The sequence below is a fragment of the Granulosicoccus antarcticus IMCC3135 genome (assembly GCF_002215215.1).
In the GTDB taxonomy this organism is placed as follows: Bacteria; Pseudomonadota; Gammaproteobacteria; order Granulosicoccales; family Granulosicoccaceae; genus Granulosicoccus; species Granulosicoccus antarcticus.
Genome location: NZ_CP018632.1, coordinates 5,274,071 through 5,297,052, shown reverse-complemented (window position 1 = coordinate 5,297,052; position 22,982 = coordinate 5,274,071). Strand labels below are relative to the sequence as shown.

General features: G+C 52.7%; 18 protein-coding genes. 13 read left to right on the top strand and 5 right to left on the bottom strand.

Translation table 11 applies throughout. The features are described from left to right. Positions 1-45: 45 nt before the first annotated feature. Positions 46-1,443 (bottom strand): sodium:solute symporter family transporter, encoded by a 1,398-nt coding sequence (locus tag IMCC3135_RS22975; RefSeq protein WP_088919720.1) that lies wholly within the window; start codon positions 1,441-1,443, stop codon positions 46-48. Between the two features lie 79 nt (positions 1,444-1,522). After that, positions 1,523-2,494, bottom strand: coding sequence for an agmatinase (gene speB / locus IMCC3135_RS22970; RefSeq protein WP_088919719.1), 972 nt, complete (start codon positions 2,492-2,494; stop codon positions 1,523-1,525). A gap of 139 nt (positions 2,495-2,633) precedes the next feature. On the opposite strand from speB, the gene IMCC3135_RS22965 reads away from it, so the two are divergent. After that, positions 2,634-3,560 (top strand): LysR family transcriptional regulator, encoded by a 927-nt coding sequence (locus IMCC3135_RS22965; RefSeq protein ID WP_088919718.1) that lies wholly within the window; start codon positions 2,634-2,636, stop codon positions 3,558-3,560. Between the two features lie 321 nt (positions 3,561-3,881). Further along, positions 3,882-4,766 (top strand): adenylate/guanylate cyclase domain-containing protein, encoded by an 885-nt coding sequence (locus tag IMCC3135_RS22960; protein ID WP_088919717.1) that lies wholly within the window; start codon positions 3,882-3,884, stop codon positions 4,764-4,766. Between the two features lie 2 nt (positions 4,767-4,768). Here the strand turns inward: IMCC3135_RS22960 and IMCC3135_RS22955 are convergent, their stop codons facing one another. After that, complete coding sequence (locus IMCC3135_RS22955) at positions 4,769-5,728, bottom strand: LysR family transcriptional regulator (protein WP_088919716.1); 960 nt, start codon at positions 5,726-5,728, stop codon at positions 4,769-4,771. 233 nt (positions 5,729-5,961) lie between these two features. On the opposite strand from IMCC3135_RS22955, the gene glyA reads away from it, so the two are divergent. The 7 genes from glyA (at position 5,962) to IMCC3135_RS22920 (ending at position 13,540) form a co-directional block, all read left to right on the top strand. Beyond that, positions 5,962-7,230 carry a serine hydroxymethyltransferase gene (gene glyA / locus IMCC3135_RS22950; protein WP_088919715.1) on the top strand — a complete coding sequence of 423 codons (1,269 nt, stop codon included), beginning with the start codon at positions 5,962-5,964 and terminating at the stop codon, positions 7,228-7,230. A gap of 16 nt (positions 7,231-7,246) precedes the next feature. Then, positions 7,247-8,788, top strand: coding sequence for a Na+/H+ antiporter NhaC (gene nhaC / locus IMCC3135_RS22945; RefSeq protein WP_088919714.1), 1,542 nt, complete (start codon positions 7,247-7,249; stop codon positions 8,786-8,788). Positions 8,789-9,100: 312 nt separating this feature from the next. Beyond that, positions 9,101-9,595, top strand: coding sequence for a GNAT family N-acetyltransferase (locus IMCC3135_RS22940; protein WP_088919713.1), 495 nt, complete (start codon positions 9,101-9,103; stop codon positions 9,593-9,595). 18 nt (positions 9,596-9,613) lie between these two features. Continuing rightward, positions 9,614-10,012, top strand: coding sequence for an MAPEG family protein (locus IMCC3135_RS22935; RefSeq protein ID WP_088919712.1), 399 nt, complete (start codon positions 9,614-9,616; stop codon positions 10,010-10,012). Positions 10,013-10,173: 161 nt separating this feature from the next. Further along, positions 10,174-11,109, top strand: a complete 936-nt coding sequence (locus IMCC3135_RS22930; protein WP_088919711.1) for a putative selenate ABC transporter substrate-binding protein — start codon at positions 10,174-10,176, stop codon at positions 11,107-11,109. Positions 11,110-11,112: 3 nt separating this feature from the next. Continuing rightward, positions 11,113-11,877, top strand: coding sequence for a phosphonate ABC transporter ATP-binding protein (locus IMCC3135_RS22925; RefSeq protein WP_088919710.1), 765 nt, complete (start codon positions 11,113-11,115; stop codon positions 11,875-11,877). Continuing rightward, positions 11,855-13,540, top strand: a complete 1,686-nt coding sequence (locus tag IMCC3135_RS22920; protein ID WP_088919709.1) for a PhnE/PtxC family ABC transporter permease — start codon at positions 11,855-11,857, stop codon at positions 13,538-13,540. Before IMCC3135_RS22925 ends, IMCC3135_RS22920 begins: the two co-directional genes overlap by 23 nt. 101 nt (positions 13,541-13,641) lie before the next feature. On the opposite strand, the gene IMCC3135_RS22915 is transcribed toward IMCC3135_RS22920, so the two are convergent. Next, on the bottom strand, positions 13,642-14,268 hold the full coding sequence (locus IMCC3135_RS22915; RefSeq protein WP_088919708.1) for a hypothetical protein: 627 nt from the start codon (positions 14,266-14,268) through the stop codon (positions 13,642-13,644). A gap of 119 nt (positions 14,269-14,387) precedes the next feature. Further along, a complete protein-coding gene (locus IMCC3135_RS22910) occupies positions 14,388-15,830 on the bottom strand; it encodes a hypothetical protein (protein ID WP_157736218.1) in 1,443 nt (480 codons plus the stop codon). Positions 15,831-16,334: 504 nt separating this feature from the next. On the opposite strand from IMCC3135_RS22910, the gene IMCC3135_RS22905 reads away from it, so the two are divergent. The 4 genes from IMCC3135_RS22905 (at position 16,335) to IMCC3135_RS22890 (ending at position 22,921) form a co-directional block, all read left to right on the top strand. Continuing rightward, positions 16,335-16,838: a MarR family winged helix-turn-helix transcriptional regulator gene (locus IMCC3135_RS22905; RefSeq protein ID WP_088919706.1), complete on the top strand. Its 504-nt coding sequence runs from the start codon at positions 16,335-16,337 to the stop codon at positions 16,836-16,838. Between the two features lie 130 nt (positions 16,839-16,968). After that, positions 16,969-18,246: an HlyD/EmrA/EmrK family protein gene (locus IMCC3135_RS22900; RefSeq protein ID WP_088919705.1), complete on the top strand. Its 1,278-nt coding sequence runs from the start codon at positions 16,969-16,971 to the stop codon at positions 18,244-18,246. Positions 18,247-18,309: 63 nt separating this feature from the next. Then, positions 18,310-19,881 (top strand): DHA2 family efflux MFS transporter permease subunit, encoded by a 1,572-nt coding sequence (locus IMCC3135_RS22895; RefSeq protein WP_088919704.1) that lies wholly within the window; start codon positions 18,310-18,312, stop codon positions 19,879-19,881. Between the two features lie 256 nt (positions 19,882-20,137). Continuing rightward, positions 20,138-22,921: an EAL domain-containing protein gene (locus IMCC3135_RS22890; protein WP_088919703.1), complete on the top strand. Its 2,784-nt coding sequence runs from the start codon at positions 20,138-20,140 to the stop codon at positions 22,919-22,921. Positions 22,922-22,982: the final 61 nt, after the last annotated feature.

Here is a 22,982-nt window from a genome sequence, read left to right as displayed (position 1 = left end):
ACCCGATCAACAGATTACCCAACTTGGCGTATGGGCTGATTGGCTTCAAGAACGATCTCTTTCCCATTCAACCAAGTCGCTTGCTTTCGGGCCACCCATTACAAGACTGACCACTCCCATAACCACCGCACTCGACAATAGGCCAAAGATAACCGTTTCCGCAGCTGCCGCACCGTAGCTCACCAAGCTTGCGCTTACGATAATGGCACTAATGATGATCGAACTAATGGCTCCCTGCCACGTGGCCTTCTTCCAGAACAGGGCTGCCATGATGGGAACGAACAGGCAGCCGGAGAGATAGGCATAAGCGGTATCAAGGGCAATAAAAACATCGCCAATGGATATCGACAAGATAATGACCAACACGCTTACCAGTGCGGTAATGCAACGAGATACTGCCAATTCCTTCTTTTCATTGAATCCGAATAATGGCTTAAGCAGATCATTACTGATCAGCGTCGCTGAAGCCAGAACGGTAGAGCTCACAGTCGACATGAGTGCAGACATCAATGCGGCAAGAACGAGACCGCTCAGGCCAGCGGGCATTACCTTCATCACGAGTGCCGGAAGCGCATCCTGTGGTGAATCAAGATCAGGTAAGAGTACAAACGCGAGGATACCGCACAGGCCCATGGCAGCTCCCCACCCGATGGAATAGAGACCAGCTGAGATTGAGCCGTTTCTGGCCACTTTTTCATTCTTGGCAGTGAATATACGCTGCCAGATGTCTTGTCCGATCATGATGCCCAGATAGAGCGACAGGAACAGACCCAGGACGCGAGTGGCACTTATATTGGTCAGCGAAAAGAATTCTTCAGGAACTGCTGCTGTCACTGCCGCCATACCACCGGCAGCGTCAATACCGGCAGGTATCAGCAACGCGACACCCAGCGTCATCAGGATGAACTGGATGAAATCGGTGATGGTAATGGCGATCATGCCGCCGATCAGCGTGTAGACCATGGTGACCATGCCGCCCACGATGATGCCCGTCGACAAATCCCATCCCAGCAGTGCTTTAAGGATCGTGCCCAGAGCGATAATCTGCACCACTGATATCAAGGTGGCATAGATTGAGGCGATAATGGCACTGACGTAGCGGGTTCCATGTGCATAGCGACGCTCCAGCATCTCGCTAAGAGTAAAAACCTTGAGTTTCGCCAGTTTTCCAGCGAATGCCAATCCCACAGTGACGACCCCCAAACCGAACATCAGCGTGATCCAGGCACCGGACATTCCAAACTGATAACTTTGCGAGGCGGAGCCGAAGGTTGATCCGCCTCCAAGAATAACTGTTGAAAGACAGGGGAAAAACACCCAGAAGGGCAGGTTTCGATCGGCAACGAGATAGTCTGCCGTAGTGGTCAGTTTACGCATTGCTATAAATCCGCATAGCAACATCATGGCGAAATAGCCGATAACGATAACGACGTCGATATTCATGAGAATTTCCTTTTAAATCTGGATGTTTGCGACAGCGGGGAGCAGGGATGGGTCTTGATGGACCCATTCCCCGAATGAATTATTGGTTTTGGCTGAGAGCCTCGGCCAGAATGCAAAGAATCTCGAACATCATCGTTGCGCCGACCAGTGCGGTGTTGCCGCTGGGGTCAAAGGGTGGGGACACTTCCACAACGTCACCACCAATCAGATTCAGACCGCGCAGAGCACGTAGCATTTTCTGGCAATCGAAGGTGTTGAGCCCACCGATTTCAGGCGTCCCGGTACCGGGTGTATAGACCGGATCGAGAGCATCCACGTCGAACGTCACGTAGGTGGGCTGATGCCCCACAATCCGTCGCGCCTCAGCGGCCACGGCATCTGGCCCCAAGTCATTGTATTCCTCGATGGTGATGACGCGAATACCCTGTTCGAGACCCCAGTCGCCATCGTGCTCGTCGTATACACCACCGCGGATTCCGATCTGCACCGTGCGCTTCGGATCGAGTACACCTTCTTCTATGGCCCGTCGAAATGGTGTTCCATGGCTGTATTTGTAATCGCCGAAATAGGTATCCCAGGTGTCGGTGTGGGCATCGAATTGAACCATGCCCAGCGAGCCGTGACGATGGGCCAGAGCGCGCAGGATAGGTAGACTGATGAGGTGGTCACCGCCAACAGATAGCGGTGCAATTCGACGACCGACTACATCGTGATAGAAGGTCTCGATCAGGTGCAGAGTCTCTTCGATACTGAGTGGGTTTACCGGCGTGTCACCCAGATCCAGGCAGTTGGCCAGTTTATAGGGACTCAATTTCAGCGCAGGATGATAGTTGCGCATGAGCGAGGACAACTCGCGGACTTGTCGTGGACCGTGGCGTGCCCCAGGGCGGTTGGTGGTGCCGCCGTCCCAGGGCACGCCGATCAAGCCGATATCCACATTCATCGCCTCGTTCGGCGGTAAATGCGGAAGTCGCATGAATGTGGACAGACCCGCATAGCGGGGTATTTCTGCCGACGGTATCGGGGTGTAGAGAATTTCTTTTGCTGTCATGGTTCGCCTCAAGCAGTTCAGGTCGTAACGAATGGTTTTTAACGGAATCCAAATACCGCTTCAAAATCAGTATCCACTTGACCTATGATTCAATAAACGACTTGTTTGGAACTCTTGCGTAACAAAATAGGAAACAATCATGACAAAACGGACGAGTCTGCAAGGGAATATCAGTGATATGGATATTCACCTTCTCAGAGTGTTCCGAACAGTGGTGGACTGTGGTGGATTTGCGGCGGCTGAAGTGGAGCTCAACATCGGGCGTTCGGCCATCAGTCGTTACATGAAAGATCTTGAATCACGCCTGGATCTGACGCTCTGCCTGCGTGGACGCTCCGGATTCAAGCTCACCGATCACGGTCGCGTCGTGTATGACGCTGTGCTGCAGTTGCTTGCGGATCTGGAGAAGTTCCGCAGTACCATCAACGCTGCGCACAGTCGACTTGTCGGCACTTTTACGTTGTACCTGCCCGACGATGTAATTACAGACAAAAGCGCGCGGACCCGCTTTGCATTGGCGCAATTCTGTGAAAAAGGCCCCGACGTCAAAATGGTTCTCAGTATCGGGTCGCCGAATGAGATTGAACGGGCTGTTATTGACGGACAGGCTCTGATTGGCATTATCCCATTCCATCACCGCCTGCCAGCACTGATTTATTCTCATCTCTACGAGGAGTCACTATTTCTTTACTGCAGCACTGACCACGAACTCTTTCCGATTCAAGATGAGAGTCTGACAATTGATTTGATCAAGAAGCAGAATTTTGTCGTTCCGGGTTACACGCTTAACACCAGATTTCGGGAGTTTTTTCCTGACCAGACACCGGCGGCCCGTACTAACAAGATTGAAGGTGTGACTACCTTGATCCTCAGTGGGAAATTCATAGGCTTCTTGCCGGAGCATTTGGCAACGCGTTGGATAAACTCAGGTGAAATGCGGCGCTTGTTGCCCGAGCAGCTTAATTTTCATACCCCATTTGTGGCGATAACCCGCGAGGGTGCGGAACCGAACCTGCTTAGAGATACGTTTCTGGCGGAACTGCTTGCAGCACATTCGCAAGGTTGAACGTCATGTCGTGACTTTGATGAGGATGGCGGCGAGAACAAGGTCGAGTAGCCATCCTGTTATAACTCCATTTGCAATCTTGCTACAGAAAACATATGACAATTCACTGTTACGAAAATCGGATAGATTGTCTGGAAATTCGGTGAAACTACCCATTCAGACGATGGAACGTATCTGAAGTATGTGTTATCAAGTGCAGCAGCGTGAGCAAAGCTCGGTTGCCTGAACCTGATATTGCACCTGTCTTGGCCACTTTGCGAACTTCGCGTCGTGAAGGTGGATAATGACTGCGACCTATTTTCATCAACGCTGGTATCAGTCATGAGCTCACAGACCCTGACCGTGTTATTTGCAGACCTTGCAGGTAGCACGCGTTTGTACCAGACAAAAGGTGATGTAGAAGCCCACCAACAGGTGAGTGATTCGTTGAGGTATATGCGCGCGATTGTTGAGCGTCATCAGGGAACGTTATTGCGAACGATAGGCGATGCGATACTGGCCAGCTTCTCGCACCCGGATTTGGCGTACCTGGCATCCATCGATATCCAGAGGGAGCATCAGAATCTGGATCTGTCAGTCCGAGTCGGGTTTCACCACGGTGAGGTCATCCCCGATACCGGTGATATCTATGGCAATGCTGTGAACCTGGCGGCACGCGTAGCAGCATATGCTGAAGCGGATGAAATCTGCATAACGGAAGAGGCCGTGGCGCAATTGTCACTACCGCATCGCTCAAGTGCATTGTTCCTTGATCGTGTGGACTTCAAAGGAATGAGTTCACCCATGCCGGTGTATCGGATTCATTGGAATAACGACAGTGCAGAGACCGGTATCATCACGGCAGTCGGTCGCACTCAGCATTATCAGACCAACCCGGTACTTGATCTACTGATAGGTGAGCGGCGCATCCGCATCGATGAGGGCAATTCGGTGCTTACATTTGGGCGCGCCGTTGACAATGATGTCGTCATCGATATCGAATCAGCATCACGTAATCATGCCAGGATCGAACTTGTCAGGGGGCGGTGTCTGATCCATGATTCAAGCACCAATGGAACCTATATTATTCGAGGCGGGCTCTCGTCTGAATTCATTCGTCGTGAATCTGCATCGTTGGACAATTTTGGCAGTATCGGATTGGGCTTCAGTCCAGAGCGAGGCTCATTGCATGCTATCGAGTATCGAATAACCACTGTCGCCACGTGATGTCAGCTTCGATCCGCGTTTTTTGTGCCGTCAATCGCCTCTGAAGCAAGGCCGAAACTGGTTGCGGCAAATTCCTTGTCGCGTGTGTCGAACAGCCAAGATCTGAAGGCTTGGGTGGCCTGCCTCGTGGTCTCGTCGCAGAAGGCATGTTCAAGCAAGTAGTAGATGTAGTCTTTGTTGACTGTGATGTCTGATAACTGGACAAGATTTCCCGATTGCAGGTCTTCCCGGATGATGGCTAACGGACAAAGTGCAACCCCCTGGCCGGCGAGCGCTGCCGCACGCAACAGGTTGAAATCTTCGAATACAGGCCCTGACAGCGATGGTGCTGAACCGCAATCGGCACGTGCAAACCATCGAGCCCAACCGGTGTGATCGTGTTCATGCAAAAAGCCGGCAAGTGCGATGCCTTCAGGTAGCCGCTCTCCGCTCATGGTCTCGCGCACAGCAGGACTGCAGACCGGCGCACTGATGCCGGGAAGAAAGGTGTGGGTATGCGCACCTGCTCGACTAGGCAGTGAGTTGTCGAAAACAAAGGCAAGATCCACATCGCCAAAATCAATTTCCTGTCCGTGAATGGCGTAGATAATCCTGACATTGAGCTCGGGGTGCAGTGCGCGAAAACTGGACAAGCGCGGAATCAGCCAGCAGATCGCCACCGAGGGAATGGCTGCGATAACCAGGGTTTGCGACTCCGAATGACGGCGTGCCCGACGACAGGATCCCTCGATGTCGGCCAGTGAAACCGTCAGTGCTCGGGCTAGTACTTCGCCATGGGGGAGCAGGCGCGGACGATTGTCTGTGCGATCGTACAGTGGGGCATTGAGCCAGTCCTCCAGATTCTTGATTTGCAGGCTGACTGCCGGCTGTGATACGCAGAGCTCGTCTGCTGCGGCTCTGAAACTGTTGTTGCGTGCGGCAGCTTCGAATACTCGCAGCGCGTTCAGCGGTAGTTGAGTCATTACCTGTTTTTTCCAGACCACATAAAGGTGTAACTAATACTTAAGGGGGCATGAGATTTAGTTATTTGACTAGATCGTGCGATAGCGCGATTCTCTACGCCTGCCACGGCATGCTCACTGAAAGTATCGTAGCAGCTTGAGGCTTGCCTTCGTCCGGGAATTTCTGAGCATGGCCAATCAGGAACTGCTTGCCGGATGTTGAACAATTTTAGATTTTTCGCCTAGAGATACACATGTCTGATCTGATTAATACACAAACTATCAGCGATACTGCCATCGCCGATGCTATTGCCCTGGAACTGGAGCGACAGCGCAATACGATCGAACTGATCGCCTCGGAGAATATCGTCTCCACAGATGTGTTGCTGGCACAGGGCTCGGTACTGACCAACAAGTATGCTGAGGGATATCCCGGTCGTCGTTACTACGGTGGGTGTGAGCATGTCGATACGGTAGAAACCATTGCCATCGAGCGTGCCAAAGAGCTTTTCGGTGCAAAGTTTGCCAATGTACAGCCACACTCGGGAGCCCAGGCCAATCAGGCGGTCTTTCTGGCACTGCTGGCACCTGGCGATCGCATCATGGGTATGTCTCTGGCACATGGCGGACATCTGACTCATGGTTCACCTGTCACCATGTCTGGCAAATGGTTCGATGTCGTCAGCTATGAAGTGCGCGAATCGGATCAGCTCATCGACATGGAGCAGGTTCGCAAAGTGGCTCTGGAAACCCGTCCGAAGCTGATCATCGCGGGTGCTTCAGCTTATCCTCGAGCGATTGATTTTGCAGGCTTCCGGGAAATAGCCGATGAAGTGGGTGCCTATCTGATGGTGGATATGGCGCACTATGCGGGTCTGATTGCCTCAGGCCTTTATCCTGACCCACTACCGCATGCGCATGTAGTGACCACCACGGTACACAAAACGCTGCGCGGTCCTCGCGGCGGCATGATTCTGTGTAACGACGAGGCGCTGGCAAAGAAATTCAATTCTGCTGTGTTTCCAGGTAATCAGGGTGGGCCACTGATGCATGTCATTGCGGCAAAGGCTGTGGCATTGGGGGAGGCGTTGCAACCGGCGTTCAAGCTGTATAGCCAGCAGGTGTTGACCAATGCCAGAGCATTGTCCGAGGTCTTGCAACAGGGTGGTCTTGATATTGTCTCCGGCGGTACGGATACACACCTGGTGCTGGTTGATCTGCGGCCCAAAGGGGTCAATGGACGTGATGCCGAACAGGCGCTTGAGCGGGCGGGTCTGACGTGTAACAAGAATTCAATCCCATTTGATCCGGAGAAGCCGTTCGTGACCTCTGGGGTGCGCCTGGGCACAGCAGCCTGCACCACGCGAGGCTTTGGTGAGAGCGAATTTCGACAAGTGGGTGAGTTGGTGCTCGAAGTGGTTCAAGCCTTGTCGCAGACAGAGGGTGAGGGTGATGCCGCTATTGAAGCACGAGTGCTGAGTCAGGTTCAGCACCTGTGTGCTGCACATCCGCTGTACGTATAAAAGGAGCTTTAATCCAATGCAGAGCGAACAACGGGAGCACGCACTACCCTCACTGGGTCTTGCGTTACTGCCAATCTTGCTGACGCTGATCGTACTCGGCGTACAGTTATTCTATTTTGGCGATTTTACCCCGCATATACCTTTGGCTATCGGCCTTGCGATAACGGGTCTGGTCGGCATGAAACTCGGTTACAAATGGCCGAGCATTGAACAGGGCATCTTCCATGTTATCCATGTAGCACTGCCCTCAGTCTCGGTGTTGATCGCCGTGGGCATGATCATCGGTGTGTGGATTTCCAGTGGCACAGTGCCCACACTGATCTACTACGGTTTGAAGCTTCTCACCCCTGAAATATTTCTGGCAGCCGCGATGGCACTGTGTGCCGTTGTCTCCGTCTCGCTGGGAACCTCCTGGGGTACGTCGGGTACGGTGGGCCTGGCCCTGATGGGCATCGGTGCAGGTTTCGGTATTCCGATGTACTGGACGGCAGGTGCCGTTGTTTCGGGGGCCTTTTTTGGGGACAAGATCTCACCGCTATCGGATACGACAAATCTGGCACCGGCGGTCACCGGAGTCGATCTGTTTGACCATATTCGTAACATGATGCCAACCACCGTACCGGCTATGCTCGTGGCCCTCGGTATCTACGCCTACGCAGGCTATGCCTGGATTGACCCCAGTGCTACCTCGTTCGAAAAAATCGATACGATCACCACAGCACTGCAGGCAAGTTTCTGGATTTCGCCCTGGTTGCTGCTTCCGGCATTGCTGGTCATCGGTCTTGCGATCGCCAAGAAGCCCCCCATTCCTTCTCTGTTTGCCGGTGTCCTGTTGGGAGGTTTGATGGCCATCATATTTCAGGGCGTCGGTTTGCATGACGTATTCAGTTATGCAAACAGTGGTTATTCGATCGAGACGGGTGTGACAGAAATCGATACCTTGCTGAATCGCGGTGGCATTCAATCGATGATGTGGGTTATCTCACTGGTCTTGATTGCACTGGGTTTTGGTGGCGCACTGGAGCGTATAGGTTGTCTTGAAGCCATCATCAATGCCATTCTTACTCGTGTGCGTACATTCGCAGGCGTGCAGACTGCCGCTATCGGCACCTCATTCGCCACCAATCTTGTCGCCGGCGACCCCTACCTGTCCATTGCATTGCCAGGGCGTATGTATGCTCCTGCGTACCGGGGAATGGGTTATTCCACACTGAACCTGAGTCGTGCGGTTGAAGAAGGTGGCACGCTGATGTCTCCACTGATTCCGTGGAATGCCGGTGGTGCTTTTGTAATCACCGCACTGGGACTTGGAATTTCAGATGGACAGGTCGAGAACCTGTTGTACATTCCACTCTCTTTTGCCTGCTGGTTGTCCCCCGTATTCGGTATTCTCTACGCGTATACCGGTTTGTTCTCCCCCAAGGCGAGCGAAGCCGAGATACAGAAATGGGTGGACAGTGGCGAGGCGATCAAGGATATGAGTAAAATCGGTTTCCCGGACCCGCTGAAGGGGCATGATCTGGAGGCCACAATGCCACCGCCAGCAGCTGTGAGCTAAACGCTGGTCGAGGGTGAGTTTCGAGTCTGGATCGTGACCGGTGACGGGTCACCGGTGGTTCAGAATTGTGCTGGTAACCTGTTACATTGGACTGGACGAACGCCGCCAGCTGCCAGAGGCCGTGCTTCACGGGATACAGGATGTATCCCGTGAAAACAGCGAAAAACGCCAACTTCGAAGCAGATCTTCCAGGCATTTGAACGTGCTCAGCACCTGAAGCTTTTTCATCACGCTGCACGAGTCTTTTGAGGCTGGCGCAGCTCGGTCGCTATAATGAGTAATCAAGAGAGCTGACCGAATGTAAAATAACTTATGGCCAACATCATCATACGACCGGCGATGCTTGAAGATGCTGAGCAGATACATGAATTCATCATCGATCTTGCCAGTTTTGAAAAATCCAGGGCAGAAGTAAAGTCGACGATAGGGGATGTCAGAAAATCTCTTTTTTCAGATGACTGTAAGGCTTATGCGCTCATTGCCGAAAGGCGCACGGCTGCCGTTGGCATGGCTGTGTACTTCTTCAACTACTCAACCTGGTTAGGTCGCAACGGACTGTATCTGGAAGATCTTTATGTCTCACAGGGATATCGTGGTCTTGGGGTCGGCAAAATGCTCATGAGCCATCTGGCCGCTATCGCGATGCAGAATAGCTGTCACCGGATGGAGTGGAGCGTACTCAAATGGAATCAGCAAGCAATAGACGTGTATAACTCCATGGATGCCGAGCGCCAGAATGAGTGGGTCGGCTATCGTTTGAGCGGTGATGCCTTGAAGCGGCTTGCCCAATTTTCAACTGATAACTAATTTAACCGGAAATCGTACATGAGTATTGTTCATATCGTGGCTGTTCTTGCCATCCTGCAGTTCATACTTTTCTCTGTATTGGTAGGTAAGGCTCGAGAGACTCATGGCGTCAAAGCGCCTGCTGTCACGGGTAATGAGCAGTTTGAACGGGTCTACCGTGTTCAGATGAATACGCTGGAACAGCTGGTCTGCTTTCTGCCGGCGTTGTTCATGGCGTCATACTATTGGTCTCCTTCGCTGGTATCACTGATCGGGTGCGTCTATCTGATCGGGCGTTTCCTCTACTCGAACGCCTATGTGGCAGACCCGGCCAAACGTGGATTGGGCTTCATACTGACTTTCCTGCCCACTGTTATCTTGTTGCTGTCGACTCTGGTCGGAGCACTCATGGCAGCATTTGGTGATAGCGCACCGTAGCCGGATTGATCACTACAAAGAGGAGGGTTGCTCCTCTTTGTGATGTCTTATCACGATCCCTTAGTCTGTCAGAAATCACGATTGAGCCGGAATATTTGCTATAGTCCAGCCGCCTTGGCAAGCCCATTTAATCTTGCCGCAATTGTGATTGAATTATCAACATGACACGATCTACATCGGTTGTTGTACAGCGCCTGTGCTCGGCAGTAAGCCCTGGAGCCAGATCTCAGAGATTTACCCGATTTCTGGCCTGCGCTACTTTGCTGACATTCAGCATTATTGGCGGGCAATCCCACGCTGATACACAGAATACATTCCGCATCAGCGCGATCCCGGATGAGGCCCCGACAGAACTGATACGCAAGTTCGAACCGTTGGCGGACTATCTGTCGCAGGTTCTGGAAATGCCGGTCTCTTTTGTGCCTGTAACCGATTACGCGGCAGCCGTTGAAGCTCTGGTCAGCGAACAGATCGATATGGCCTGGCTGGGTGGTTTCACTTACGTGCAAGCGGCGCAGCGATCCGATGGCAAAGTAGAGCCTATTGTCCAACGAGCGGAAGACGAGCGTTTTCAGTCGGTTTTCATTACACAGACTGATTCAGCCATCCAGTCGATCGCCGATTTGAAAGGCGTCAGCTTCTCGTTTGGTTCACCTTCATCCACATCAGGCCATCTGATGCCCAGACATTATCTGAGCAGCGAGGGAATCGATGTCGACAATGATCTGTCCATTGCATTTTCAGGTGCTCACGATGCAACGGCCTTTTCGGTTGCAGGTGGTCGGGTTGCTGCAGGCGCCCTGAATATCAAGGTGTGGGAGAAGCTTGTCGAGGAAGGTAAAGTCGATACTGACAAGCTTCGGGTGTTCTACACCACGCCTGAATATCATGATTACAACTGGACTATCAGGCCGGCTCTGTCTTCTGATATTCGTGGCAAGCTCATTGATGCCTTTATTGCGCTGGATCCTGAGAACGAGTCAGACCGAATCATCCTGGATCTGCAACGAGCCACGCGTTTCGTGCCCACCGAGGCAAGTTTCTATGACGGCATCAAGCGCGCCGCAATAGCGGCTGAGCTACTGGGCAGCAACTAGCTCTTGAGCCTCAGACTGGGTCAGGTTGGTGTCACCTACAATGACGGGACACCGGCACTGGATGACATCTGCCTGACCATTGATCGCCAGGAGCAGGTGGCTCTGATCGGCCCCAGTGGTTCTGGCAAGAGCTCCTTGTTGCGGATCATGAGCATGGCGCTTGCACCGTCAACCGGTAGCGTGGCGCTCGACGAGCAGGATCCCTGGCAGCAGAAAACCGCCCGTTTGCAACGGATGCGCGGCAAGATTCATCTCTGCCCGCAATCGGCGCCTCTACCAGCTAGGCAACGAGTCGCACTGGCGGTCTTGTCCGGACTATTGCCAACACGTTCGTTGGCATTTGCTTTGCGCTCGCTGATGTTCCCAGCCCGCGCAGATGTCGAGCTGGCGCATGGTTTTCTGTCAAGCCTTGATGTTGAGCAGCACTTGTGGCGACCTGTTGAGACCTTGTCCGGTGGACAAAAGCAACGGGTTGCCATTGCTCGGGCCATGGCTTGTGAAGCCGAATATCTGTTCGTCGATGAACCACTGTCAGCGCTGGACCCTTCCAGCTCCGAGCTGTGTCTGAGTACTTTGCTGAATCATGTGACTCAAAACAGCCAGTCCATTGTGTGCTCTTTGCATCAGGTCGAACTGGCGCGTAGTCATTTGTCTCGCATCATCGGTTTACGGCAGGGCCGAGTGCTGTTTGATCTGCCAGCAGAGGATGTCGATGAGCCGATGATCGAGTCCCTGTACCGAGGCTATGAGTCTGAACTCCGGGATTGATAGTCGGCTGCGAAGCATGTTGCTGAGTGATCCTGAGCGAAGCACTCGCGCCTTGTTGGGTGTGGGGCTGATCTTGCTGTTTGCAGCCTCGCTGGTCGGCTCTGAGTTTCATCCTGCAACACTGCTCAATAGTCAGTCACTGCAGTCAGGTGCGGATTTTTTCGCAACCTTCTGGCCACCCAGAACCGATACCGAATTTCTGCAGCGATTGATGCGGGCAACGATCGTGACAGTCTCGATCGCCACGGTCGCCACCGTGCTGGCGATCGTACTGGCAGCCCCGCTAGCCGTGATGGTGACAAGCCGCCTGTCCATCTCAAGCCGGGGTCGGAGCATGAGTCCAGTTTCGCGTATTTGTCGCGGCACACTGCGCGGGCTGTTGCTATTCATGCGCAGTGTCCCGGAGCTTATCTGGGCACTGCTCTTTGTGGGTATTACCGGCCTGGGAGCAACCGCAGGCATCATGGGCTTGCTGATAACCAATGTGGGCATCCTGGCGAAGAACTATGCCGAGATCATGGAGTCGGGTGAGGCCAGTATCACCGGCAACTTGCTGGACAACGGAAGTTCGCGCACCCAGACGCTGTTCTATGCAACCGTGCCCGAATGTCTTCCCGAGTTGTTGTCGTATTCGATCTATCGCTGGGAATGTACGCTGAGAACCTCGGTGGTGCTAGGATTTGTGGGCGCCGGCGGGCTAGGGCAGGAGCTGTTGATATCCATACGCCAATTGTCCTCCCCGGAGGTTTTGAGCATCATTCTGGTGTTCGTCGTGCTGGTTTACCTGGCCGACACCCTCAGCGGCTCTTTGCGTCGCTATCTGCACCGGCACAACAGACAAGAGAGTCATATAAGCCTTCTATCTGGAAAGCGCTCCCTGTTGTTGCAGCGAATCAGCATGGCTGCCTTGGTATTGCTGGTGCTCAGTAGTTTTCATGCGGTGGACTGGCAGGTCGGCCAATGGTTGAAGCCATCCAGCTTTGCGCGAACCAAGGAGTTCGTCTTTGGCTTTTTGCCACCCGATACCTCGCTGGGATTATGGCAACGCCTGGCAACAGGCGCCCTGGAAACCCTGAGCATGGCCTTTGCAGGTACAGCACTGGCTTGTATTGTGGCTCTACTGATCAGCTATGCCTTGTTCGTGGCAGATCAGAGAAAACAGGCCGTTGGCCGTAGCCTCTTGATCGTCTTCATACGCGGTGTACAGATCGTACTGCGCTCGATTCCCGAGCTGGTCTGGGCCATGCTGCTGATCATCGTGGCAGGTATCGGTCCGTTTACCGGCACGCTAGCCCTGTTTCTGGCCAGTGTCGGTGTGTTGTCCCGGCTCTATAGTGAGTGTCTTGAAAATCAGGATGCGGCGGCACTGGAAAATCTGCTCGCCAATGGCAGTCGACCCATCATTGCCCCCCTGTGGAGTACGTTGATACAAGCTCGCAGTCAATTGCTCAGCTATTCTCTTTATCGCTGGGAGCACAACTTGCGCGCCGCCACATTAATGGGCATTGTCGGTGCCGGTGGTGTCGGGCAGGAATTGTATCTGCGACTCAGTGTTTTCCAGTTTGACAAGGTGGCGGCGTGCATTCTGGTGATTGTGCTGATGGTGGCACTGGCGGACAGCATCAGCCACTTTCTGCGACATCGATACGCACCGACTGTTTGATAGCAGCTTGTCGATGTACCTGCCCAACACCGGGCTTCAGCGCTGCGCTCAGAGCGAAATCCAACTCCCATGCGTGTCGTGTGTCGCTGCGCAAATAACCACTAATCGCGCGTCAGTGTGTACACCGTCCCGTTCAACAGCTCATATTGCAGCAGGCCGATATCTTTGGCGAGCAGGACACGAACCCACTGAGCCTGCTCATCAACAACACCATCGGTAAAACGAGTGCTGTTGTCTATGAATGTATGCTGTAGTAGGTCAGCATAAACTTCATTGTTGACGGTGGCCTGGGGGATATATTCAATTTCGCGTGGATTAGTGCTGCCGTCCGTGCTCCCCAACAGATTGTTAAAGGCCAGGTCATCCAATTCAAATCTTATCAATGTACCCATATCGGTATCAGTGCCAACCGGATTTTGCACATTGAACGTCAACCGTACAGTTTGATCTTCTGTCGGTTGATCGGCACGAACGTCTCTTTGTAAAATGTCAAACTCGAATGCCATATCCGAACTGGACTCGACATACAAGTATTCCGCTGACTCCAGACAGCTGACCCGGTTAGGGTCTGATCCGTTTACAATGTTTTCTCTCGGAGATGTTCTCTCGATTGATTGCAAAACGTAGCTTTTGCGGTTGCCAGACAAATCGGTAAAGGTTCGTACTTCTCCCAAACCATTATTCTCGGTCCAGACTTCTGCTAAGGGATGGTGAAAGCCGTCGCACATTCTGGAAGTAGTTTCCTGACAGCCCGCTATAGCAACTGTGCATAGCAGTAAGGATGGAACGTATGTTTGGTGCAATTTCATTCGGATCAACCTTCCTGCTTGTTGATAGCAGCATCTTGCTATCCAGCACGTAGTATATCGTGGGCTTCCATGACAATGGCTAGCGCTTCGGATGATATGTCGTAACTGTCAATTTTGAGTTCTTTAGCTATTGCTTTCTCCAATAAGTCCTCACTGACCTCCCCGGTGATGGGATCGATTGATTGCCCGATAAATGAAGCTAGCTCAGCCTGACTCTCCGGATTCATGTCATTGAAATGTACGCCCTCATCTGCCACTGCAAGCCAGTCATAGCCTTCACCGGTGCCTACACCCTCGCTACCGTGTGAATGTTGAGAAAGTATCGCACTACTGATGTAGTCGGGACCTCGGTTCTGAAACTGCCAAATATGACCCATTTCGTGGCCCAGGGTTTCCAGACCATCTTCTGTTAGTGTCACACCGTCTGCCTCGAATGCACTCTCAGGCATGAAAATATCATTGCCCACAACATTGGCTCGCATATCGAGTGATTCTTTGATACCACCGCTCTGAACTGTCACCGCGCTGTAGTCAATTGAATCTCCGTAGATAGGTCTTAGATAGTTGATCTCCGCCTGACTCAATGACCGCTCTTCAATCTGACCAGTCACCGACTCTATGAAATTGACCGCCGCATGCAATGACATCACCCCAGTGTCCACAACCTGCGCAGCGCTTGCTTCAAACATATCGCCAGCAGTTGTTGTCAGCGCATTCCATGCCCCTGAAAAATCGCCACTGAATAACGCTGAGCCAGCATCTCCAAGTCCGCTGAAAAATATCTGTCCCAGTTCAAATGGAAACTTGATGACATCCGTAGCGATGTCAATGACGCTACTCCCCAGATCAAGAATCGGCTTGACGACATGCTCCACCACAGGTTCGACGATATGCTCCTTGATAGGATCGATAATTTCGTCCTGAACAAATTCTGCAACGTCCTTGAAAGGATTCCAACCGAACTCGACCTCGACAGCCTCTCCATTGACAACGACATTTCCGTGATCATTATCGTTCAGCATTTCCTGTCGCCGTGTAGCATCGGGGTTGTTGCCAGCCACCAGCATCTGAAACAGCTCGCCCTCATCACCAGCCGTATCTGAGGTATTCAACCTGGCGTCCAGTGCGTGACCAACTTCCTCAGTAAAGATGTTGGCAAGCTGAGTGCTGCCCTTGAAATCATTGTTCAGCAGAATTCGATCATTCGCCGAATCATAGGCACCGATGCCATCACCAAGCACATCAGCGCTGACATATTCGATACTAGGCATCCAGCTGAAATCACCCGTTAAGGTTTGCTGTCGTATGGTCTCGGCGGCACCTACATCGTAATTATCACCAAAGGCGTCCCTTAGTGTGGAATGAAAAGCTTCCTTGTCTGAGGCAAGACTCGAGAACTGTTCCTTGAACACACTCTGGACATCGTCTGTACCGGGGTTGGTATTTTTTTCCGAGCCGCTCGCCAGCACAGAATCTCGCAACGTGGAGGTATCGCCAAACCCATGCGTTTTAGAAGGTGAGGAGTGAGGTGATGATGAAGAGAGGTTAGATGTATTTGTGGCTTCCTGTTCGTCCCTTGGAGACAGTCCCACGATTGACTGTGTCTGACGCTGAGGTCGTAGTGCTGTATTCGATATCACTTATTAGCATCCATGTCCATTGGCAACAAACAGAGGGTACCGAACTGCATGACATCCGCCTAGTAGGGTAAACCCTAGTAGTCCAACCGGAAGATATTTTCAGAACATGAAAATATCTTCCGGTTGGACTACTAGTTTCGTGGGAATTTTTCTACATTAGTCTCTCATGCTGACACTACTGAGAAATGTCTCCATATCAGCGTTGGTTGTTGCAGGATCTATTTATGAATTTCGAGCAACATAGATAAATCAGAAAGGCACTATTATTCCCAATTAGCTGTCTTGACAATGACTGCCTAGGCAGTCATATTTCCTGCCTGTACTCAACCACTCGGCAAGAGGGCAATGTCACACGATACGGATCAGACGCCAGAAGAGCAGGTAGCACCCTTTTATACGCCTGAGAACTTTGTGCCTGATGAGGCCATTGCGTATCTGATGCGCCGAATCATCAACTCCATACAATCGCAGATTGAACAATCCATGGAGCCTTACGACCTGACGGCCATGCAGTGGCTGCCTCTGTTCATTCTTGACAATGGCACCGCCAGCACCTCGGCAGAACTTGCCCGGCGCATGCAGGTGGATACCGGTGCCGTGACGCGAATGGTGGATCGCATGGAGCACAAAGGCCTGATCAGACGAGTTCGCAGTGTCGAGGACCGGCGTGTGGTGAATCTGGAGGTCACCGCGGCTGGGCGTGAATCGGCCCGTGTTATTCCCGAAGCACTGTGTACTGTGCTCAACGATCATATCCGCGGCTTCACTTCGGAAGAAGTGGTGACGCTCACCGGTTTTCTGCATCGTATTCTGCTGAACGGTGAAGCCGGAAGCGGTGGCAGCTCCTAGTGGGGTAATTGGGAAAACAGGCTGAGTATTCCCCTGTTTTTCCGATAAAGCGACAAGCTGCCCCTACCAACAAGCTCAATCTCATCTCTCACTCTTCCATTACGAAGAACAAGGCCAAAGCAAGGCAATCATGAACCAGACAGAATCAGCGCCTGATCATTCAGAAAACGACACAAGCTCCAGAGCAGACAGTCAACGTAAACGCAAGCATGGACTCGGCATTTTGCTGGGTGTTGTCGTGCTGGGGGCCGCTGGCTATAGCGTATGGCATCACTTTGGAGCCAGCGCATCCGAAGAGACCGACAATGCCTATGTGCAAGGGCCTATAGTCCAGGTGACGCCGCAACTCCCGGGTACTGTGGTGGAAATTGCTGCGCAGGACACCGACTTTGTGGCAGCCGATCAGGTGCTGGTACGACTTGATCCGGTTGATGCACAGCTGGCTCTGGAGCAGGCAGAGGCTGACCTGGCACAGACCGTTCGCGAAGTCAGTACGCTCTATGGAAACAATGCCATGTTGAGCGCTCAGATCGAATCGCGAGAAGCAGACCTTGCTCGGGCGACATCACAAGCTGATCAATATCGTGGTGATTTGTCACGTCGAATGGGGTTGGCTAAATCCGGTGCTATCTCCAGCGAAGAGCTCAAGCATACGCAGGCGCAACTCGATGTGGCTGAGAGCTCTACCCAGGCAGCCAAAGCGGCCCTGGCGGCAGCCCGCGAACAGCTGACCACCAGTTTGCTGCTGACGGCTAATACAACTCCTGCTAAGCATCCGAAAGTCAAACGCGCTGCGGCTCAGATGCGCAACGCCATGCTGGCATTGGAACGCACCGAGATTCGTGCGCCGGTGGATGGTTATGTTGCACAGCGTCGGGTTCAGTTGGGGCAGCGAGTGCTAACGGGAAGCTCACTCATGTCAGTCATCCCTTTGCAGGATGTCTGGGTTGATGCGAATTTCAAGGAAAGCCAACTGGCTGATATGCGTATCGGACAAAGTGTCGAGCTGGTAGCCGATATCTATGGTGATGATGTCGTCTACAAGGGAACGGTTCAGGGGCTGGGAGCGGGTACTGGAGCTGCATTTGCATTGCTGCCGGCGCAGAACGCCACAGGCAACTGGATCAAGGTGGTTCAGCGGGTGCCGGTTCGTATAAGTCTGGATGGAGGCGAGCTTGAGGAGCATCCTTTGCGTATTGGCCTGTCTTTGACGGCAACGGTTCATACCGACGACACCAGTGGCAGTCGGCTCTCAGGTATTGCCAGCACTGACACTCCTGAGATGCTGACAACGGCTGCGAAAGTTGCGGCTGCAAGTGACAAGGATGAGGCGCTTATTCAGAGCATTATCGAACAGAATATTTCAGACATACCGACGCTTCCTGTATCTGAAAATTCAACGAACTGAGCGTATTTGAATGCGCTTCGGATTTTCAGAATTGTTCCCCATCGTAGACGGTGATATCTGATCATGGCAGCACCACAAGCCAGCATTAAACCACTGACAGGCGGAACGCTGGTTCTTGGAACCATCGTCCTGTCACTGGCGACCTTCATGAACGTACTGGACACATCCATTGCCAATGTGTCGATACCGGCAATAGCTGGAGATCTGGGTGTCAGCCCGACTCAGGGGACCTGGGTCATTACCTCGTTCGCTGTGGCTAATGCCATCTCGGTACCGCTGACAGGCTGGCTGACGCAACGCTTTGGTCAGGTACGCCTGTTTGTGTCCAGTATTCTGTTATTCACGCTGGCTTCAGCGCTGTGTGGCATGGCATCGAGTATCGAAATGCTGATCTTGTTTAGAATACTGCAGGGGGTTGTTGCAGGTCCGATGATTCCCTTGTCCCAAACTCTGTTGTTGTCCAGTTATCCGAAAGCCAAGGCTGGCATGGCATTGGGAATGTGGGCTATCACAACGCTGGTGGCTCCGGTGTGTGGTCCGCTGCTGGGTGGCTGGATAACAGACAATATGTCATGGCCCTGGATTTTCTACATCAATATCCCTGTCGGTCTGCTGGCGGCGGGCATAACCTGGGCAATCTATCGGCACCGGGAGACTCCTACTCGTCGATTACCGATCGACACCATCGGTCTTGCCTTGCTGGTTATCTGGGTCGGTTCCATGCAGGTGATGCTGGATCTGGGCAAGGAGCTGGACTGGTTTGCCTCCTCACAGATAGTGATGCTGGCACTGGTGGCTGTGGTCGGATTTATTGCTTTTGTCATCTGGGAGTTAACGGAGGAGCATCCGGTGGTTGATCTGCGACTGTTTGCGGGGCGTAATTTCTGGGTAGGTACGGTGGCTATCTCCTTGGGGTACGGTGCATTCTTTGGATCGATCGTCGTTCTGCCTTTGTGGTTGCAGCAGTGGATGGGCTATACAGCAACCTGGGCGGGTATGGTCACGGCTCCCGTGGGCATACTGGCCATTGTTGCTACCCCTTTTGTGGGGGCCAACATTGCACGTCTGGATGCACGCAAGGTTGTCACGGTCTCCTTTCTTGTTTTTGCACTGTCCATGTGGATGCGCTCACAGTTCAGTACAGACACCACGCCGCAGACCATTCTGATACCCATCGTGATTCAGGGGCTGGCGCTGGCAACCTTCTTTATCCCGCTGGTGACCATCACCTTGTCAGGCTTGCCGCCGGAGAAACTCCCGGCGGCATCGGGACTATCGAATTTTGTACGAATCACGGCGGGGGCCGTTGGCACCTCAGTCAGTACCACAGCCTGGGAGCATCGGGCGGCATTGCATCATGCCCAATTGACTGAACATCTGAGCGGGAGTAACCAGGTATTGACTGAGACGCTTGGGCAAATGAGCGCCAAGGGCTTGAGTGATGTGCAGAGTCTGTCTCTGATAGATCGACTTGTCAGTCAGCAGGCGTTCACGATGAGCATTGACGATATTTTTCTGGCCACCGCCGTTCTGTTCATATTGATGATACCGCTTGTCTGGCTCTCTCATCGTATCCGGCGTTCTGATGATGAGGACGGCGCAGATGACGGGGCCGCTGCTAGTGCCGCACATTGATACGGATGTCAGAACACTGACAAAGCCCGGATAGCCGGAGCGCGGTGGAAGAGGCAATAAGCCAGGGGCTCGTGAAGTAATTAGTTGCCTTCACGATCCCTTAGCGGCAATGGCTATTATTTCTGGCGTTTGATACGTCGGCTTGTGATTGGAGTCACGTCTGCATTGATCGCCATGTTTCATTGTCACTATTGAACCGCAAGATGGCAATGAGGCAGCCGACAAGAAGTGCGAGCCCTGATTTGAGCTACCTCCCGTGTTTCGATGCTTCGATACGCAGCAAATGCTGCAACAGATAGCAGATGCGCAGTTAACAACATTTGTCATCAAAGATCTCGAACATCGGTTTCTTCTGGTTGATCAGGCTCTGGCTGACTCGTTGGGCCTGTCGGTGGAAAAGATGATCGGTCGGCATGATCTGGAGGTCGGCATACCGGAGCGAATGGTGCTCGGCGATTCAAAGCTGGGTTTTCCGGGATTCTGGGCGCTCGATGACGAAGCCGTCAAGGCAGGTTGCCCTCTGCATGAAGCCGATAGCGACTTGCGAAAGGGTTCTGAATCGATGTATTCGGCGGATACGCTGAGAACACCCCTGAGAGACAAGGATGGGAATATCACAGCCTTGCTGGTTCAGTCCCGCGACGTCAGTGATCTGATCGGCTTGCACCAGAACCTGGCAGAGAATCGCGCGACAGTCGAGCTGCAGGATGGGCATCTTTCAGTGTTGGGTGATGTGCTCACGTCTTTGATGCAGAATCTGGATCTTGACACCTTGTTTGATCATATTGCCGAAACGATCGTGGTGCATACCCGGGCTCAGAGTGCGTACATCTGGATGTTGAACGAGGCGGGTTGCTATATGGAAGCCGTGGCGGCTGTCGGTCCACAGAAGCGGGCTTGCCTTGGTTTGCAACGACCCAGAGGGCAGGGAATTGCCGGCAAGGTGTGGGAAGATCGCAAGAGTGTGTTCATGGATAAAACCACGGTTGGCAGGTACTGGCTTCCCGATTATATTTATGAGCAGCAGCTTTGTTGCGTACCACTGATTGTGGATGATGATGTGATTGGCGTGATGGTGCTAGGCTCTTTTTCATGGGACGTCAGTATCAGGCCTGAAATCGCGTTGGCTGAAAAAATAGCCAATATAGCGGCAATTGCCATCAAGAATGCTCAACTGATGGCATCGACTCAAGCCGAACTATCTCGATCACGTGCTCTGAGCGAGCTTGGCAGTTCCTTGTCTGCAATCTCAGATCCCTATGCGGATACCGATGCTGTTTGTCGTAAGTTATTGGATACGATTGATATCAATGGCGCGGTTTTTGTTGTCGTCAATGAACACGGAACACTGGAATCGTATGTTGCCTGGGGCAAGTTGAGTCAGGAGATAAAGCGTCTTGTTTTGCTGCCTGCCGAGATGGTGGCCGAAACAATCTGCGCCTGGTGTTGCCAGACTGGCGAAGAGGCCTTTATCTCTCGAGACCAGCTCGATGCTCGCGAGTCCTCCAGAATACATGCCATGCGCGACGAGATGAATTATGGCAGTACCTCGTGCATGCCTGTCATGTCTGCCGGCAAGGTATTCGGTGCTCTGTCCATTGTCAGAGAGCGCCAAAGGTGCGATCTCAATGAAAGAGAGATCAATGTATTCCGCACCGTGGTCAACCAGTTGTCGGCGGCACTGGAGCGTTATGATCTTCATTCGGCTTTGCACCACCAGGCCAATCACGACAGTCTGACCAAGCTGCCCAACCGGCGTCAGTTCGAGGAGGAGCTGAGCTCATACCTTGAGCCGAAGAGCGGCAATGATGCCGTGGGTGCTGTGATGTTCATGGACCTGGATGGCTTCAAACTGGTCAACGATACGTTAGGGCATGGCGTAGGCGACGAGCTGCTGAAGCTGGTTGCATGCCGATTGAGCGGCTGTCTGAGGTCAGAGGATTTGCTCGCCCGCATGGGAGGCGACGAATTTGCCGTCATCATCAAGGGTAGTCAATCGCTAGAGTATGCAGTAGAGATCTCGACTCGCTTGTCAGACTCTCTGTCCAAACCCTTTCTCATTGACGGTTCGAGCCTGAATGTGGGTACCAGTATGGGTATCTGCCGGTTTCCTGAAGATGGTACTAATGTCGATGATTTGTTGCGCAAGGCGGATGTGGCCATGTATCAGGCGAAGAACAATGGCAAAGGGCAGATCCTGTGTTTTGATCAGACGCTTGCGACCAAGGTGTTAAAAAGAGTCCAGATCGAATATCAGTTGCGCCAGGCCATCGCCGAGGAGCAATTCGAACTGTTCTATCAGCCGAAGGTCAACTGCCAGACGGGCATTGTCGATGGTATTGAGGCGCTGATACGCTGGCGGCACCCGGATAAAGGTCTGATCGCACCCGCTGATTTCATCTCGGTTGCCGAGGAGGCAGGTTTGATCAATGCCATCGGTAGCTGGGTATTGAACGAAGCTGTCTGGCAAGCCTCACAATGGAGCGACACCGCTCTTGGCAAGCTGCGTATTGCCGTTAATATTGCAGCCTCGCAGTTCCAGCTTGAGAACTTCAGTAGCGAGGTTCTGGATGTACTGGTGCATCACGGAGTGCCACCTGACAGGCTCGAGCTGGAGGTGACGGAGAGTATCGTCATGAAGAATCTTGATGCGGTCATCACGCGCCTGCAAACCTTGCGGACGGCAGGTGTGCGTATTGCAATTGATGACTTCGGTACCGGTTATTCGTCGTTGAAGTATTTGCAGGACTTGCCACTGGATGTGCTCAAGATCGACCGCAGTTTCATCTTGCGTCTGCAGCATGAGGAGTGCCGGCAATCTCTGGTAAACACGATACTGCTGCTGGCATCGGGTCTGGGGCTGGAAACGGTGGCCGAAGGCGTAGAGACGTTGGAGCAGAAAGAAAAACTGGTCACATTGGGGTGCAGTAGCATCCAGGGATTCTATTATTCGGTGCCGGTACTCGCTGATGCCTTGCCCGGTGTTGTTGAATCCATCAATGCACTAGTCGCTCCGGAGCCACACCAGCGAGCAGCCTGAGATACATGATGGGATTTCTGGTATTCAAGGTCACGGTAGACTGATTACCGCGCTATCATGG